At 41.2% G+C, this 15,315-nt stretch carries 13 protein-coding genes; 6 read left to right on the forward strand and 7 right to left on the reverse strand.

The window, feature by feature from the left end; genetic code table 11:
* Positions 1–6: 6 nt before the first annotated feature.
* The 5 genes from V7K25_RS19400 to V7K25_RS19420 form a co-directional block, all read right to left on the reverse strand.
* Complete coding sequence (locus V7K25_RS19400; RefSeq protein WP_335160136.1) at positions 7–846, reverse strand: CheR family methyltransferase; 840 nt, start codon at positions 844–846, stop codon at positions 7–9.
* A gap of 11 nt (positions 847–857) precedes the next feature.
* A complete protein-coding gene (locus V7K25_RS19405; protein ID WP_335160137.1) occupies positions 858–1,919 on the reverse strand; it encodes a protein-glutamate methylesterase/protein-glutamine glutaminase in 1,062 nt (353 codons plus the stop codon).
* Positions 1,920–2,066: 147 nt separating this feature from the next.
* A complete protein-coding gene (locus tag V7K25_RS19410) occupies positions 2,067–3,371 on the reverse strand; it encodes a methyl-accepting chemotaxis protein (RefSeq protein ID WP_335160138.1) in 1,305 nt (434 codons plus the stop codon).
* A 17-nt stretch (positions 3,372–3,388) separates the two neighbouring features.
* Positions 3,389–3,997 carry a chemotaxis protein CheW gene (locus tag V7K25_RS19415; protein WP_335160139.1) on the reverse strand — a complete coding sequence of 203 codons (609 nt, stop codon included), beginning with the start codon at positions 3,995–3,997 and terminating at the stop codon, positions 3,389–3,391.
* Positions 3,990–6,203 carry a chemotaxis protein CheW gene (locus V7K25_RS19420; RefSeq protein ID WP_335160140.1) on the reverse strand — a complete coding sequence of 738 codons (2,214 nt, stop codon included), beginning with the start codon at positions 6,201–6,203 and terminating at the stop codon, positions 3,990–3,992. The genes V7K25_RS19415 and V7K25_RS19420 overlap by 8 nt, the downstream gene beginning before the upstream one ends.
* A gap of 675 nt (positions 6,204–6,878) precedes the next feature.
* Between V7K25_RS19420 and V7K25_RS19425 the strand changes: the two genes are divergently transcribed.
* The 3 genes from V7K25_RS19425 to V7K25_RS19435 all read left to right on the forward strand — a co-directional run bounded on the left by V7K25_RS19425 (position 6,879) and on the right by V7K25_RS19435 (position 9,527).
* Positions 6,879–7,244, forward strand: a complete 366-nt coding sequence (locus V7K25_RS19425; protein ID WP_335160141.1) for a response regulator — start codon at positions 6,879–6,881, stop codon at positions 7,242–7,244.
* Positions 7,245–7,250: 6 nt separating this feature from the next.
* Positions 7,251–7,841, forward strand: a complete 591-nt coding sequence (locus V7K25_RS19430; protein WP_335160142.1) for a chemotaxis protein CheC — start codon at positions 7,251–7,253, stop codon at positions 7,839–7,841.
* Positions 7,842–7,913: 72 nt separating this feature from the next.
* Positions 7,914–9,527, forward strand: coding sequence for an ATP-binding response regulator (locus tag V7K25_RS19435; protein ID WP_335160143.1), 1,614 nt, complete (start codon positions 7,914–7,916; stop codon positions 9,525–9,527).
* A gap of 32 nt (positions 9,528–9,559) precedes the next feature.
* Here V7K25_RS19435 and V7K25_RS19440 read toward each other — a convergent pair whose 3' ends face one another.
* A complete protein-coding gene (locus tag V7K25_RS19440; RefSeq protein WP_335160144.1) occupies positions 9,560–10,405 on the reverse strand; it encodes a GNAT family N-acetyltransferase in 846 nt (281 codons plus the stop codon).
* Between the two features lie 462 nt (positions 10,406–10,867).
* On the opposite strand from V7K25_RS19440, the gene V7K25_RS19445 reads away from it, so the two are divergent.
* A complete protein-coding gene (locus V7K25_RS19445) occupies positions 10,868–11,275 on the forward strand; it encodes a peptidoglycan-binding domain-containing protein (RefSeq protein WP_335160145.1) in 408 nt (135 codons plus the stop codon).
* Positions 11,276–11,410: 135 nt separating this feature from the next.
* Here the strand turns inward: V7K25_RS19445 and V7K25_RS19450 are convergent, their stop codons facing one another.
* A complete protein-coding gene (locus tag V7K25_RS19450) occupies positions 11,411–13,699 on the reverse strand; it encodes an FUSC family protein (protein ID WP_335160146.1) in 2,289 nt (762 codons plus the stop codon).
* Between the two features lie 578 nt (positions 13,700–14,277).
* On the opposite strand from V7K25_RS19450, the gene V7K25_RS19455 reads away from it, so the two are divergent.
* Entirely contained in the window at positions 14,278–14,622 is a 345-nt protein-coding gene (locus V7K25_RS19455) for a hypothetical protein (RefSeq protein ID WP_335160147.1), read from the forward strand.
* Positions 14,619–15,026 (forward strand): type II toxin-antitoxin system tRNA(fMet)-specific endonuclease VapC, encoded by a 408-nt coding sequence (vapC, locus tag V7K25_RS19460; protein WP_335160148.1) that lies wholly within the window; start codon positions 14,619–14,621, stop codon positions 15,024–15,026. The genes V7K25_RS19455 and vapC overlap by 4 nt, the downstream gene beginning before the upstream one ends.
* The last annotated feature ends 289 nt before the right edge of the window (positions 15,027–15,315 follow it).

Consider the following 15,315-nt stretch of genomic DNA (forward strand, 5'->3'; position numbering starts at 1 on the left):
ATTTTATTAGGTAATGTTAACTTCAGGATTGTGCAATCGGTAGCAGATAGCCTTGTCAAATAAAACCCGCTTGAATGATTCATCTAGGCTGATAGTCGTTTCACCACTACCCAGAAACAAATAGCCATCTGGCCTTAATTGCTGCTTGATCTTTTTTAGCAAGGCTTTCTTAGTAACAACATCAAAGTAAATTAAAACATTCCGTAAAAAGATAACGTCGAATTGTGGCAGAGATGACCAAGATTGCAAAAGATTTAACTGACGGAAATCAACCATCTGGCTGATTTGTTCCTTTATTTGCCAGTCAGTTTCTAGCTTTTGAAAGTAGCGATCGCGAATATTTTTAGGTAATCCACGATTTATTTCAAGTTGGTTATAATGCCCTTCGCGGGCACGCGCTAAAACCTTAGTAGAAAAATCAGTCGCAATTAATTTTACAGGCCAATTTGCAAGCTTAGGAAAATGTTCATGAATTAGTATGGCGATGCTATAAGGTTCTTGTCCATTAGAGCAAGCAGCACACCAAATGTTGAGCGATCGCTCAATTGATCGTTGTTTAATTAACTCTGGTAATATGTATTTTTTCAGCGCTTCAAAAGGGTGGCTATCACGGAAGAATGAGGTTTCGTTAGTGACTAGTGCCTCGATTGTCTGGGCGTGAAGACTATTAAACGGCTGAGTTCGCAGGTAAGTAATCAAATCAGCGATAGAAGCAAATCCTGCCGATTCGACAATTGGCTGCAAATGTAACTCTGCTAAATAAGTTTTATCACCAAACAACACAACGGCTGAATGATGCTGAACTAACTCCCGAAGATACTCAAAATCAGTGGTGCTTACACCCATAATCTGTTTAATTACAGGTCTGAAGGAGGAACTTGATTTAAACCAATTCTGTGCATAATTTCATTTGCGATTTGGTTAAGTGGAAGAATTTGATTGGCAAGCCCGGCATTAACGACAAAACTAGGCATTCCCCACACGACGCTAGTAGCTTTATCTTGTGCAAGTACCTGTCCACCGGCCTCGCGTATGCACTGACAGCCATGCAACCCATCTTGCCCCATACCCGTGAGGATAACAGCGATCGCTCCACCCCCATAAACCTGTGCAACCGATCGCAACAGCACATCGACTGAAGGACGACAAGAATTTTCTCTTGATGCTTGATGGGTGGCAAGTCTAACCCCAGTTTTATCGCGTTGCACGACTAGATGAAAATCTCCTGGTGCAATCCAGGCATGTCCCGGTTTTAGTATCTGTCCAGAAACCGCTTCATCTACTGGGATTTGACACTTGGAAGCTAATTGTTTAGCTAGTAGTTTCGTAAACATTGGCGGCATGTGTTGCACAATCAAAATTGGTACTGATAAATCTACTGGAAACTCCTTAAGCACAACAGCCAGAGCATTTGGGCCTCCGGTAGAAACCCCAATTGCCACAACTTCCACCTGCTGTATGTCGCTACGAACAGGAAAAATAACTGGATGAGTAATTGTGCTGGGTGTGAAAAGCCCACCAAATACCTTAATTTTAGGAATTAAATCATCCCGAATATGTTGATTTGTTGCCTCTACACTTCCTAAGTTACTAGGTTTTGTGGCATAGTCTGAAGCACCTAAAGAAAGAGCTTCGAGGGTTGCGATCGCTCCACTGCGTGTGAAGGTACTATACATAATGACTGGTAAGCGTGGATATATTTGTCGGATAGCAGACAGGGTTTGCAAACCATCCATCTCCGGCATTTCAATATCCAGGATGATCACATCGGGATTAACATAGGAAATTTTAGCAAGGGCAATGCGACCGTTAGCCGCGACTCCTACCACCTCCAGTTCTGGATCGCTAGACAAAATTTTACTTACTCGACTCCGTACTACTACGGCGTCATCAACAATTAGTACCCGAATTTTGGGCATTAGATATTAGGGATTGGGGGATTGGGGCAAGGGAGGCAGGAGGTAGGGGAGTTTTTATGCTTGTTTACGAGTATCAAAGGCTCATTAATGGAGTTCAAAGGCTCATTGTTGCATTCTAAAATATATCTCCTCTGCCCCCTGCCGCTCTTAATACTTGAACTGATTAACGACTTTCTGCAAATCTACTGCCATTCGGGACAGTTCTGTAGCTGCCTCTAAGGTATTACTAGTTCCTGTAGTCGTACTTTGAGTATTAAGTGCCACAATTCCAATACTTTTGGCAATATCTGATGTTCCTTTGGCTGCCTCAGCCATATTTCGACCAATTTCATTTGTAGTTGCTGTTTGTTCCTCAATAGCACTGGCGATCGTGCTTTGCAAGTCGTTGATTTGATTGATAATACTAGTAATCTGAGTGATGGCTTGAACGGCGCTTTTTGTATCTGTCTGAATTGCTTCAATTCGCAAGCTAATATCTTCAGTCGCACTTGCCGTTTGTTTGGCTAATTCTTTCACCTCATTTGCGACTACGGCAAATCCTCTACCTGCATCCCCGGCTCTAGCCGCCTCAATGGTAGCATTGAGTGCTAACAGGTTTGTTTGCCCTGCGATCGAGGTAATGACTTTAATAACTTTACCAATTTCGATGCTGCTTTGACCGAGTTTGTTAATTGTCTCGTTCGTGCGTTCAGCTGTTTTAACTGCCTCAGTCGTGACCTTTGCTCCTTGGGTAACGGTCTTAGCAATTTCTCGAATGCTAGCATTCATCTCTTCCACGGCAGTCACCACTGTATTAGTATTCTGACTTACCTGTTCAGCTGAGGCAGAAGCAGAAGTGGCCTGTTCGGCTGTTTGTTCGGCGTTCTCAGTCATTTCTTTACTGACTGCGGTTAGTTCTTCTGCGGAAGACGCAACTGCTGTTGCCACCTCTGTCATCTGTCTAATTGAAGACCTCAGACTGCTAATCATCTGATTTGCATTATCCGTGAGCTGCCTAAACTCTCCTGCATTACTTGCCTCGATTTGCTTGGATAAATTTCCTTGAGCAACGGCAAGGCTAACCTCATTAATACCTTTTATCTGCTCTTTTAAATTTGTAGACATCTGATTCAACTTGTCGAGCGATTCTTTCCAACTCCCACCGGCTCCTTTGACAACGGCTTGAGAACCAAGCTTTCCTTCGATACCAATCTCGGATGCCAAGCGATTAACTTCGTTAGCAAAGTTTTGATTTAAACTCACCAATTCATTAAAAACTGAGGTTACTTCACCCAGTTGATTATTCTCATCAGCTAAACGGACGGTAAAATCACCGTTTTTTGCCGCCTTAAGTGCTATTAGTAACGCTTGCAATTGCACTTTTATTACACTATCATCGGTCGGTTGCGAATCTGCACTATCCACCGAGGGAGATTTAGAGTTGGCTGTTTTCCCAGCCCGATTTGTAGTCATTGCAAAGCGCTCCTGAATTATTCGATAATCTGATTTGTTAAATTAACATCTAGAATTTTCTCGGCGTCTAGAACTAACAGAAATCCCTCTGGGAGCGGGTAAGCTCCTGCTAGCATCTGACGCATTCTACCTTTTAACGTTGCGAGTGGGGGTTGAAAGGTGTTGTGTGCAAACTCTAAAACATCTCCCACATCATCCACTAACAGACTAACTACTTCATGATTACAATACACAATGATATTAAATCCTTGGGCTGCATCTACCTGACTTTTCACGGGATCTGGAAAACCTCTCTCCTTGCAGGAGGGAGGCTTTGAATTCTCCCCCTTCTCTGGTAGGGAAGGGAGGGTTAGGTTTCGCATTGGTTTTTCCACATAGCGTGAAAAGTCAGGCTCATCTCCAAGTTTTGTAGTTGATTGTGTCTGCGGTTCGCTCATCTCTAATCGACGCTGCAAATCGATCACAGTAATAATTTGTCCACGTAAATTAATCAACCCACAAATATCTGGTGGTGCTAAAGGTACACGAGTCATTGCTTGTGGACGAATCACTTCTTGAACGTGTTGCACGTCAATACCAAAGTAAACTCCTTTGAGAAAAAATGTGCAAATTTGTTGTTCAGCCATGAGTCGCTAGTTGCAGCAAATGAGGGTTAGCAATCCGAATTACAGTCTCAATGTCAATAATTTCTGTGATTTGTCCTTGAATTACAGCACAGTAAAGTACACCAGGTCTACTAGGAATGCCTTTAATGGTTAGTGGTTCTTCCACAATATCAAGGATGCGATCGACCACTAGCCCAAGGCTGAGTTCTGAGTATGGAGAGACAATAATTATCTGGAGCGTTTCTGTAGCTGTCGCTAAAGCCTCATTATTAAAGCGATCGCGATCGCCAAATATCTTATAAAGATCAATTAGCGGCAGAATTTGACCGTAAGACTGAAAGACATTCTGATTAGCCACTTTTTCGATAGCAGTAGCAAGAATCTCTTCGAGCCGAAACGCGATCGCCAGTGGAATGCCCATGCGTGCGCCTTGGGGCCCCTCAAATAGTAAAATTGTTTGGCGTGAGCCTGCTTGCTCTTGGCTATTTGCAGCGTTTTCGCTCAACAACTGCTTTTGTTTGGCGGTTATACCAGTTCGGTTTGCCAGACCGACAACATCAATAATTAATGCCACTGTGCCATCCCCTAAAACGGTAGCTCCTGCAAATAGGGATAGCGCCTTTAACTGTCTTCCCAAAGGTTTAACTACAATATCTTGAATGTCTTCGATTGTGTCTACGACCAATCCAAAGCGATAATTATCAACTTGCACGATTACCAGACTGAGTGTTTCTAAGTTGCTGACACTATCCTGTTGCAATACTTCGTTGAGATAAATCAAGGGCACAAGATTACCTCGCAAGCGATACACAGGCACATCGTATAATATCTCAATACTATTAAGTGCTTCTAGGCGTACTAGTTCTAGTAAACTCGTTTGGGGAATGGCATAGCAATCGCCCCCACTGCTGATAATCAATGCTGGAATAATTGCCAATGTCAACGGAATCTTGATTTTGAAAGTCGTTCCTTGTCCCTGTTGGCTGTAAATTTCAATCGTTCCGTTAATCTTCTCAATATTGCTCTTGACAATATCCATCCCAACCCCCCGCCCGGAAAGGTAAGTCACCTGTTCAGCAGTGGAGAAGCCGGATAAAAAAATTAAGTTCATCACTTCTAATTTGCTCATGGTTGCAGCTTGCACAGCGTTGGCTAAACCAAGTTGCTGCGCTCGCCCTTTGAGCCGTTCTAAATTCAGACCGCGACCATCATCGCCAATTTCAATATTTACTTTGCCGCTTTCGTGAAAGGCTCTGAGAAATAGCCGCCCTAAGCTTGGTTTTCCACAAGCAACCCGTTCGGCTGGTAATTCAATCCCATGATCGATGCAGTTGCGTACTAAGTGCGTCAAGGGGTCTTTAATTGTTTCAATAATACTTTTGTCTAGTTCAGTCTCTCCTCCCTCCATCTCCACTTCAACTTCTTTACCGGAAGCGATCGCCAAATCACGGGTGACGCGAGGGAACTTTTGCCAAATGGAACTAATTGGTTGCAGTCGAGTTTTCATCACCCCTTCTTGCAACTCGGCTGTAAGTAGGCTCAGGTGCTGGCAAGTACCAGCAAAACTATTATCCTTAAATTTTGTACTAAATTCGATTATCTGGTTACGAGCTAAAACGAGTTCACCTACTAGGTTCATTATCTGATCTAGCAGATTAACATTGACTCGGATATAAGCAGATTCTGATGTCGTCGTTGATATTTCTGTGAGTTCGTTATTGACCTCACTACCTGCTCTATCTTTTGGAGTTTCTGCACCTATTTGTGGCGTTTGTGTATTATTAACAGGCGATTGAGAGGGTTTTGGAGTCTGTTTTACTTCTGACAATTGGGTTAAAGTTGCGATCAGTGCTGAATAATCGCGTAGGCGCAGCCCGTCGTAGACATCGCCATCCTGCTTTGTAGCTTGAATTTGAGACAGAATTTGCCGAATGCCGTCAACTGTTTCTAGTAAAATACTAATAATCTCAGGGGTGATTTCTAGCTGGCGATCGCGCAGACACGAGAGCAAATTCTCTCCAGCATGAGCAAGTGATTCTAAATTAGGAAACGGTAAAAAGCCGCAATTTCCTTTAAGCGTATGGAGTGAACGATAAATGCGAACTAATGCTTCTCCATTCGCAGATGTTTTTTCTAGCTCAATAATATCGCCTTCAATTTGATTCAAGTTCTCATAGCTTTCCACGAGAAATGCTTCTATATCATCGTCAATTTCATTTAACTCCATTGGTTAATAAAGTAAAAATTTAAATATCTTATTTATTTTAATACTAATTTAATATTATGCCTCAGTAATCTCTATCTAAAGAGAGATGTTTGTCTCTTCTCAGGCTGAAGACATAATATTTACCTTAATGATATAGTTAAGAGATAGGCAATGTTATATTTGCTATTCAACTCAAACTTTCAAGAATGCTCGTCGTCAATACAGATAATCTTAACAAGTGTAAATCATGCGATGTGCGTTCCGCCGCGCTTCTCTACGAGACGCTGTGCGAATGCTAACGTCAGTTTCTCAAATCCTAACAACTTTGGTACTACTCAAACAATGTCAAGTAGGTATGCCTCAAAATGTATCTTAATGGCATGAGCCTGCGAGAAATCGACCGTCTAACCGATATTCAGCACACAAGAATTTTGCATTGGCAACGGATAGGAAAGCTAGAATTAGAGCGAATTTCAAATACTTAACAAATTTTTAAAATTTACCATTATTAAAAATTTTAGCTCGACAAAATAACATTATAGTTTCAGCGAGTTTGATAATTTTTCCGAAACTATCATTATTGACAATTGTAAAATTATATTGATTTATTATTTAATTCATCCCTTTTAATTAATAATGTAGGCTAATTAGCATACATGAAGAATTATTAAGCTAAAGCATAAAAGGAGAAAGCTGATGGCAATGGTTTTGATTATCGATGATGCAGCTTTTTCTCGCAGAATGATCCGTAAGTTTTTGCAAATCGATGGTTATGAAATTATCGAAGCAACTAATGGACGTGAGGGATTAGAAATGGTTGACAGCCATAAGCCAAATTGTGTGTTAGCGGATCTTCTAATGCCAGATATGAATGGTTTTGAATTTTTGAAAGCTATGCAAGATAAAAAATTAAAGATTCCGACCATTATCATTTCCGCCGATATCCAAGAAGGGGCACGCAATCAAAGCTATAACCTGGGGGCAGTCAACTTTATTAATAAACCGCCAAAAGAAAGTGAATTGCGAAAGGCTGTCCAGGAAGTTCTTAATACTAAGGAATAAGTTTTCATGAATGTGACAGCAGAAGAACTAGATGCACTACAAGAGTTAATTAATATTGGAGTCGGTCGAGCAGCAAGTCTACTTAATGAAATGGTAGACTCTCACATTCGTCTGAAAATTCCGGTTGTTAAAGTCTTAACTGCTAATGATGCCTATGAAGAATTAACAAAACGATTTCAGGATGATACTTTGGCGGCTGTAAAACTACGCTTTACAGGTTCTTTCTATGGCACTGCTAGCTTAATTTTTCCAACTGACAGTGCATCAACATTAGTTGCAGTGCTTACAGGTGAAAAGCCAGGATCGGCTGACCTAGATGCAGTGAAAATTGGCACCCTGAGTGAAATTGGTAACATTGTGATAAATGGGGTAATGGGTTCACTCAGTAATGTGCTAAAGAAGCATCTAAACTACGCATTGCCCGTTTATTTAGAAGATACCCTTGAAAATTTATTATTATCTGCATACGAAAGCGATTCAAAAATTTTACTGGCACAAGCTAGTTTCACAATTGAACGCTTTGAAATTATCGGAGATATTATTTTAATCTTTCTAGTGGGCACTTTTGATGCGCTCATCAATGCAATGAATGAGTAAAATCGAAATAATTCAATAATATAATTATAGTAAAAATAGTTTAAATAAATATTAAAAAGCTTTGATAATGCAATGAATATAATCGAACAAGCTCAGGAAAAATTCAGCCTATTAGATAAAATTCCCTTAGGAGCTTTTGTTCTACAATCAGATTATATTGTTATCTTCTGGAACTCCTGTTTAGAGGAATGGACAAAAATTCCGAGAAGTAAAATTTTGGGAATTTCTATTCAGGAATATTTTCCTCATTTGAATCAACCTCGTTACGCTAGCCGTTTGCACCAAATTTTTCAAGGCGGGCCTCCAACAATTTTTTCTTCTCAACTGCATAAATATATTATTCCAGTACCTATATCCCCAAATAAATACCGTATTCAACACACAACTGTTACTGCTATATCTGCATTTCATGGAGATGGATTTTATGCTCTTTTTTCAATTGAAGATTTGACAGATTTAACGTTCAGAGTTCAAGAATATAAAAACCTACGCGATCAGGCTCTAGCAATAGCAGAAGAACGCCAACGAGCTAAAGAAGTTGCTGAGAAAGCAAACCGCATAAAAGATGAATTTTTAGCAATTGTTTCTCATGAACTTCGTTCTCCTCTTAATCCAATTTTGGGGTGGGCAAAGCTATTAAAGAATCGCTCATTAAACGAAGCTACTACTGTACGTGCCCTGGAGACTATCGAACGAAATGCTGAATTACAGGCTCAGTTGATTGAAGATTTGTTGGATATCTCTCGCATTCTTCGGGGCAAGCTAGCACTTAATTTAGAGAGGGTTAATCTTGTTTTTACTGTTCAAGCTGCCTTAGAGACAGTGCAATTGGCAGCAGAAGCTAAGTCCGTTCAAATTAATGTTCATTTGGATACAGGAATTGGACAGGTGAAGGGTGATAGTAGTCGTATTCAACAAATTATTTGGAATCTGCTCTCTAACGCTGTTAAATTCACACCATCCGGTGGACAGGTAGAAGTTTACTTAAAACAGATTAATTCTGAAGTACAACTGATAGTTAGTGACACGGGTAAAGGTATTAATCCTGATTTTCTACCATACGTATTTGAATATTTCCGTCAGGCAGATAGTAGTACAACCCGAAGTTTTGGTGGACTCGGACTTGGTTTAGCGATTGTGCGCCAACTTGTCGAGTTACACGGTGGTACAGTTTCGGCAGAGAGCTTAGGAGAAGGACAAGGTGCAACTTTTACAGTTTGCCTACCTATGTTTCAACATTTGGAATTAGGAAAGGAAAATAACAATTTATCAGGTGATTCTTATCCATCCTGTATGCTTTATGCTCCACTAGAAGGAATACGTTTGTTAATTGTAGATGATAATGCTGATACCCGTGAGTTTCTGGCTTTTTTATTAGAACAGCAAGGAGCAATCGTGACGATCACAGCATCTGCCAATGAAGCACTGACTGCAATTATGCAGTCAAAACCAGATTTGCTGTTAAGCGATTTAGGTATGCCAGATGTTGACGGTTACACTTTGATCAGAAAGTTACGAGCAATGCCCGCGAATTTAGGTGGACAAATTCCCGCGATCGCTCTAAGTGCTTACGCCGCAGAAACGACACAAAAGCAGGTTTTTACAGCCGGATTTCAACTCCATATCGCTAAACCAGCCGATCCTGCGAAACTGGTAGGTGCGATCGCAGCCCTTGTGAAGAAGTGAACTTTTAAAAGTCATCAAGTTTGAAGCATTCTCTAACCTACTTCTAAACTTGTCACAGCAAAGACGCGATAAATAGGTAAACTAGGAATTTCTTTAGTGTACATCCGAGCAGTTTGAGAGACTGGTTGCAATTGGTAACGTTGAACTAGGTTAATCGCTTGTAGATTTGTATCTGGCACATCAAAAAACACTGGAGCATGAGGATTTTGTGCAAGCAAGGCTTGAAACAATGCTTCAGCAATCTGTTCATCATTAGCAAATAGTGGCCCAACCCTAAAACCTGTATGGGCAGGTCGGATAACTCCGTAACCAGCAAGATATCCATTTTTGAGAAACCCGAAAGCAGTACTTTCTGGCTGTTCAATCCAATGTTGCAGAAACAGCGATCGCTTAGAAGGAAAAAATTGGCGATCGTAAGCCAGCAAATCTTCAAAAGGCACTGTTTTCAGATCCACGATTCCAGCAGGCACAACACCGCCACCTACCCCTTCATAACGAATATGGTTATAAGCGATTTGGAAACCAGACTTTTTGTAGTTATCTTGTTGAGCTACTGCACCATCCAAGCTGATGTTACGATCGGCACCCAGATAGTCCATTGCTGTCTTCCAAATTTTCATACCCAACCCCTGCCCACGAAACTGGGGTTTCACAATGTAAAAACCTATAACGGCAAAGTGTGGATCATAAGCAACAGCAGAAATGCACCCCACCGGCTCACCATTCAACTCACCCAAGAAAAAACCGCTCTCGTCAGTTTGATAAAAAGATTGAGCATCATACTTTCCTGGATTCCAACCTTCGGTTGCTGCCCAAGTAATCGCCAAATCCATTTCCGACCTTTTCATTGGGCGGACGACGAAATTCTCAGTGGTCATAATATCTTCTTACTGCTAGGCTGTTAACTATTTAACTTTGCTTTCGCAAACTGAGTGATAACTCTTAATATTACTTTTTTGTATAGCTGCGACTTCTAGTCGCTTGAGCATCTTTTATATACTACTGTTCTATTACCATACACTAATACACGATTTTGCAAGTGCGAGCGCCATTTTTTTAGCGGTGATTTAAGGATTTTAGGGAAATTCTGACAAATCAAGAGTAAGACTTTGTGCTACACAATTCTAAATAAATTAGTCATGCTTTTGTCACAATTTTGCAATAGCTCTGTCAATATAACGTGTGATGCTATAGGTCTGGGTTAAAGAATAGACTCACTTCTATACTAAACCCACACACCAGAGTCTACCCAGAAGAATCATTATAAGGCACTAATCCTTATTTGGATGACTCTTCTAATCAAAATTGTCAGAACTCTTATAGTTAGAAGGAACAAAAAGATGAATTGGAAAGTACTTGCTTTGCTCCCTGCCTTGGCTTTAGCTGCTGCTGCGCCTGCTTATTCTTTAAGCAATAATAAAACCCACAATATGGCTACTGCTACCCAGGTTGCTCAAAACTCTGGTGGCACTATGAAAAAGGCTAGTGCTGTCCAAAAGGTTAATAGCCATAAGAATAGTACAGCAAACCATAGTACCGCAAACCGTAGTACTGCACTCACAGTAGGTAGCAGAGGAGAGAGAGTCAAAACTGCTCAGAATTTGTTAAAACAGCAAGGATTCTATACTGCAAGTGTGAATGGTGTTTTTGATAACAAGACACGTTCAGCCGTGATCAGCTTTCAGAAGGCTAAAGGATTAAGAGCAGACGGAATAATTGGACGTCGGACTTTGGCATATCTTAAATAAAATGGTTTCAGCTTCGTAAAGAAAATTATTCGGCGTTGCATATTTACGGGATGATTTGCCAACTTTTAAAATTTCCCCCCACTTCCTCTGCCTCAAGAGCTTGCCCCAATTCATCCCACTATTTTGTAACGCCAATTATTTTTGCAGACGAGCAATTACACAGTGTAGAACTTTAATTTCATTAACAATTCGATCCAGTTCTGTAGAGAGTGGAGTTTGTTCTTGAACGGCTTGTAATGTGGGAGTTAAAGTGTTGAAATTGGTAGCAATTTCTGATAAACGAGCAGTATGTAGCTGTTCAATTTGGTAATGAATTGCTTCGAGATAACTATCCAGCGCTGGTAATGGTTGAGGTGGCTGTCCCTGTCCAAGGGCATCTGCTAAGTTTTCTAAAACTTGGACAATGGTATCAGCAAGTCGCTTTACTTCAGGAAATTGGTATTCACCACTAAATTCGCGCAGATGTTCTGCCAAAGTTGTTACCGAACTGAAAAAGCCACGAATGTATATCATCAGCGTCATTACAGGTTCGATTTCTCCCTGAATGTGACGAGGTTCGCTGAACAATCGTTGAGCTGCGGCGTTGGCGTTGGCGTTCTCTAGTGCTGCTTGGTGGCGTAGCATGTTGATAGAATCAGCAAACGCATTATGTTCTGGATGGAGATAGTTAGCAATCACCTGTTGAAAGTAAGCAAGATTAGCTCGAATTGTCTTTTCCAGTTGTGCAGGAAGTTGCTGTCGTTCCCAACGAGGGAAAAGCAAATAGCTACCAAGTAGTGCTAAGACACCCCCAGCAAAGCTATCGAAGATCCGCAATAATCCAACCTTCCAGCCACCTGCACTAATCATGTTGAGTAGCAATATGATGGCGGGAGTCAGCAGTATGATGAATATGCTGTAGCTTAACGATCGCACCGACATCGCAACAAACACAAGCAGCAAGAAACAAACTGCGATCGCCAATTGATTCTTAACTAGTAAAACCAGAGCAATACCGATAATTCCACCCAAAATAGTGCCAACGACTCTTTGGACTGTTGTCTGTGACGTTCCACCAAAGTTGGGTTTAAGTGCAACTAAAGCTGTTAGGGTGATCCAGTAGCCTCTAGGTAGTTGGAATAGCGAGGCAAGTAATTCAGCAAGGGTTGTGATTAGTGCGAGGCGCAACGCATGGCGAAATAGGACTGAATCAAAAGTGAAATTATTTCGCAGCGTATCAATAATTGTAGAACGCTCTGGTTGGGCTGGGGGAGAAATATCTCGCTGGGCAATCCTGTTGCGCTGTTTTCCTTGGCTTAAATCTGTAACAATCTCTGCATCAGTATGAATTTGCTCTACTAGCTTTGTCAGACTGGCTGTAATTTTCCCAAGGTTGAGGAGATCGGAATACTGATCTGTCTGGGCATTGATGGTTTGATTGAGGATTTGAGAACGCAGAACTTGCCTTTGGTGTTCTAGTGCTTCAAGACTCCGATCTAGATCCCCTAAGTGAGGTGAGTTTTTGCCTTTGGCGATCGCTTGTGATAACATTTGCAAAGCAATTGCCGACTGTTCTATCACTTGCTGAATTTCTGGCTGTAACCGAGAAAATAGTTGATGTTCGGATGCGATCGCTAATAGTTCGCTCAGTGCTACAACAGAATTGACAATTTGATTTATATCCTCAATTAATACGAGTAACTGATTTCCCCGCAGGTTAGCTCCTCTTTGCCTAGTCCAGATAGTTGTCCAGACGCTACGGGCAGATGTCAAGTTTTGAATAACTGTATCCTGAGCTTGCAAAAATCGCTGTTCCCACTGTTGACTATCTCTTGGATTTAATGCTCTCTGGCTTGCCAAGTCCACAAAATTGCTTAATGAGAGATAACAGTTAGCGACTGTCTGTATTGCAGGTACATCAGGACGCACCGCCCACAGTCCCAATGACAATACAGTTGTCCATGTTCCACCAGCCAGACATAGCCCACAGTGTTGAATAAGAGTAGACAAATTAGAAAATGAAGCGAATCTAGCCAGCGCAATCACAAACATTATTGAAGTGACCAAGCTGACAGATGCAGCCACGTTGCCATAGAGATTTGCTAAACCTGCTATAAATATTACCAAGAACGTGGTCGGGACAGCTAACCAGAGATGACTGCTAACCAGACTTGCGATTAGGAACATTACAGTCACCCCAAGCGTAGCTGCGATCATAGCAGTCGCTCGCTGACGGTAGGCTCCGTCAACATTTACCATACCAACAAACCAAGCCGCCATAGTGGCGATCGCACTTTCAGCAGCATGACCTGTAATGATTCCAATTCCAATCGGGACACCCAGTATAAAAAGGCTACGCAATCCAGAGGCAATGGCGGGCTTACCTGGCTGGAGTTGAAACTGTTGCAACAACCAACTAAGAGGACGTTTATCTGTAAATGACATTATGAAACTGGCGACTATAACAAAGTGCGATCGCTTCTTACAGCATTTTAGCCAGATATAAGGGACTTCCAAATAAAAAAATGTTCCAAAACTGAGGCAAAAACTCTCTCTATTTCTTCTCTCTGCGTTCTCTGCGCGGCAGTCGCTCATGGGGGAAACCCCCAAGACCGCGCTGCCTTGTCTCTGTGGTTCGTTTCTTGGAATAATTTATTTCTTGGAAGTCCCTAACTGCATGGAGGATGGCTGTAATATGTTTTTTGAGGTGATTCAGTTGTTTAATTTTTACTATGACTAGTTTAACATTAGAGATGATGACTTAAACCATTTAGTAAACCTTCGGCAGTATACTGCAATCCGGTTGAATGGGGTGAATGAGAATTATTCAATGCCCATGCCAATTTACTTTCTATAAAAGCTGTAGGATTTATTTCAGAAATAAGGTTTCTTTTTTCTTCATTAGATAATCCATAATTATTCCAGAACAATATTTTCTCTAACGAGCCAAACTAAATTAACCCTTGAACAGTGAAAGTAAAAAGTGAAAGTAAAATAAAATTATCCTCCACTTAAACCCCATCATGGCTATCCCAGAACTCGAAGAACAACTCCTTCAGCTTTCCCCCAACGATAAACTGTATATTATCCAATTCCTTGCCCAAAGCCTGAACACACATAACACCCACCCAGATCAACCCACCAACCTTTCAGAATTCTTCCGTCAATCTCCCTTGGCTGAACTCACCGAAGAACTCGACCTTAGCCGAGGCTTGACATTGCTAAAAACCCTCATTGAGTCCCTAGAACCAGAAACCCAAATTGAAACTCCAGAATATCCTTTGACTAAATTCTATGGATGTATTCAAGATGAAACATTCTTTCGCCATTCCCAAGGACAACAACAAGAACGCGAATCCATCCTGTGAAATTCCTGCTAGATACTAACACTTGCATTATCTATATGCGTGGTAAAAATTTCACCTTCAAGCAGAAACTAGAAACCACTGTTACTAAAGATATTGCCGTTTGCTCAATCGTCAAAGCTGAACTATTTTATGGCGCAATGAAAAGTGCCAACCCAAAACGTAATCTTACCTTACAGCAAGAATTTTTAGCTCAATTTATATCACTACCGTTTGACGATCTCGCAGCAATGACATTTGGAATGATTCGATCTCAGCTAGAAGCATTAGGCACTCCAATTGGAGCTTATGATTTACAAATTGCCGCCATCGCACTGACAAAGAACTTAACCCTTGTTACCCATAACACCAGAGAATTTAAGCGGATTAATAACTTGTTGATTGAAGATTGGGAGATAGATAATTGACAAACGACTGGCTAGAAAACATTATCTCACAACTTCCTGCGTAGGCGTATCCTAACCTAGTCATCGCTCTCTTGCATTCATTTTGGTATAAAATCACTCAAAGACTACTGTTCTATTTCCATATACTAATACACGATTTTGCAAGTGCGTAGGTGTCGCCCGCCGCAGGCATCGCACTGCTCTTGCCAATACAACTCGGGAGCATCCCATTTTTGCAGAAATACTGATTCATGAGTGTAGTATGGGGAGAACACAATACTTACTTAAACCATAGGCATGACCCCCGAAG

It is taken from the genome of Nostoc sp. (assembly GCF_036919495.1).
Lineage (GTDB): Bacteria > Cyanobacteriota > Cyanobacteriia > Cyanobacteriales > Nostocaceae > Nostoc.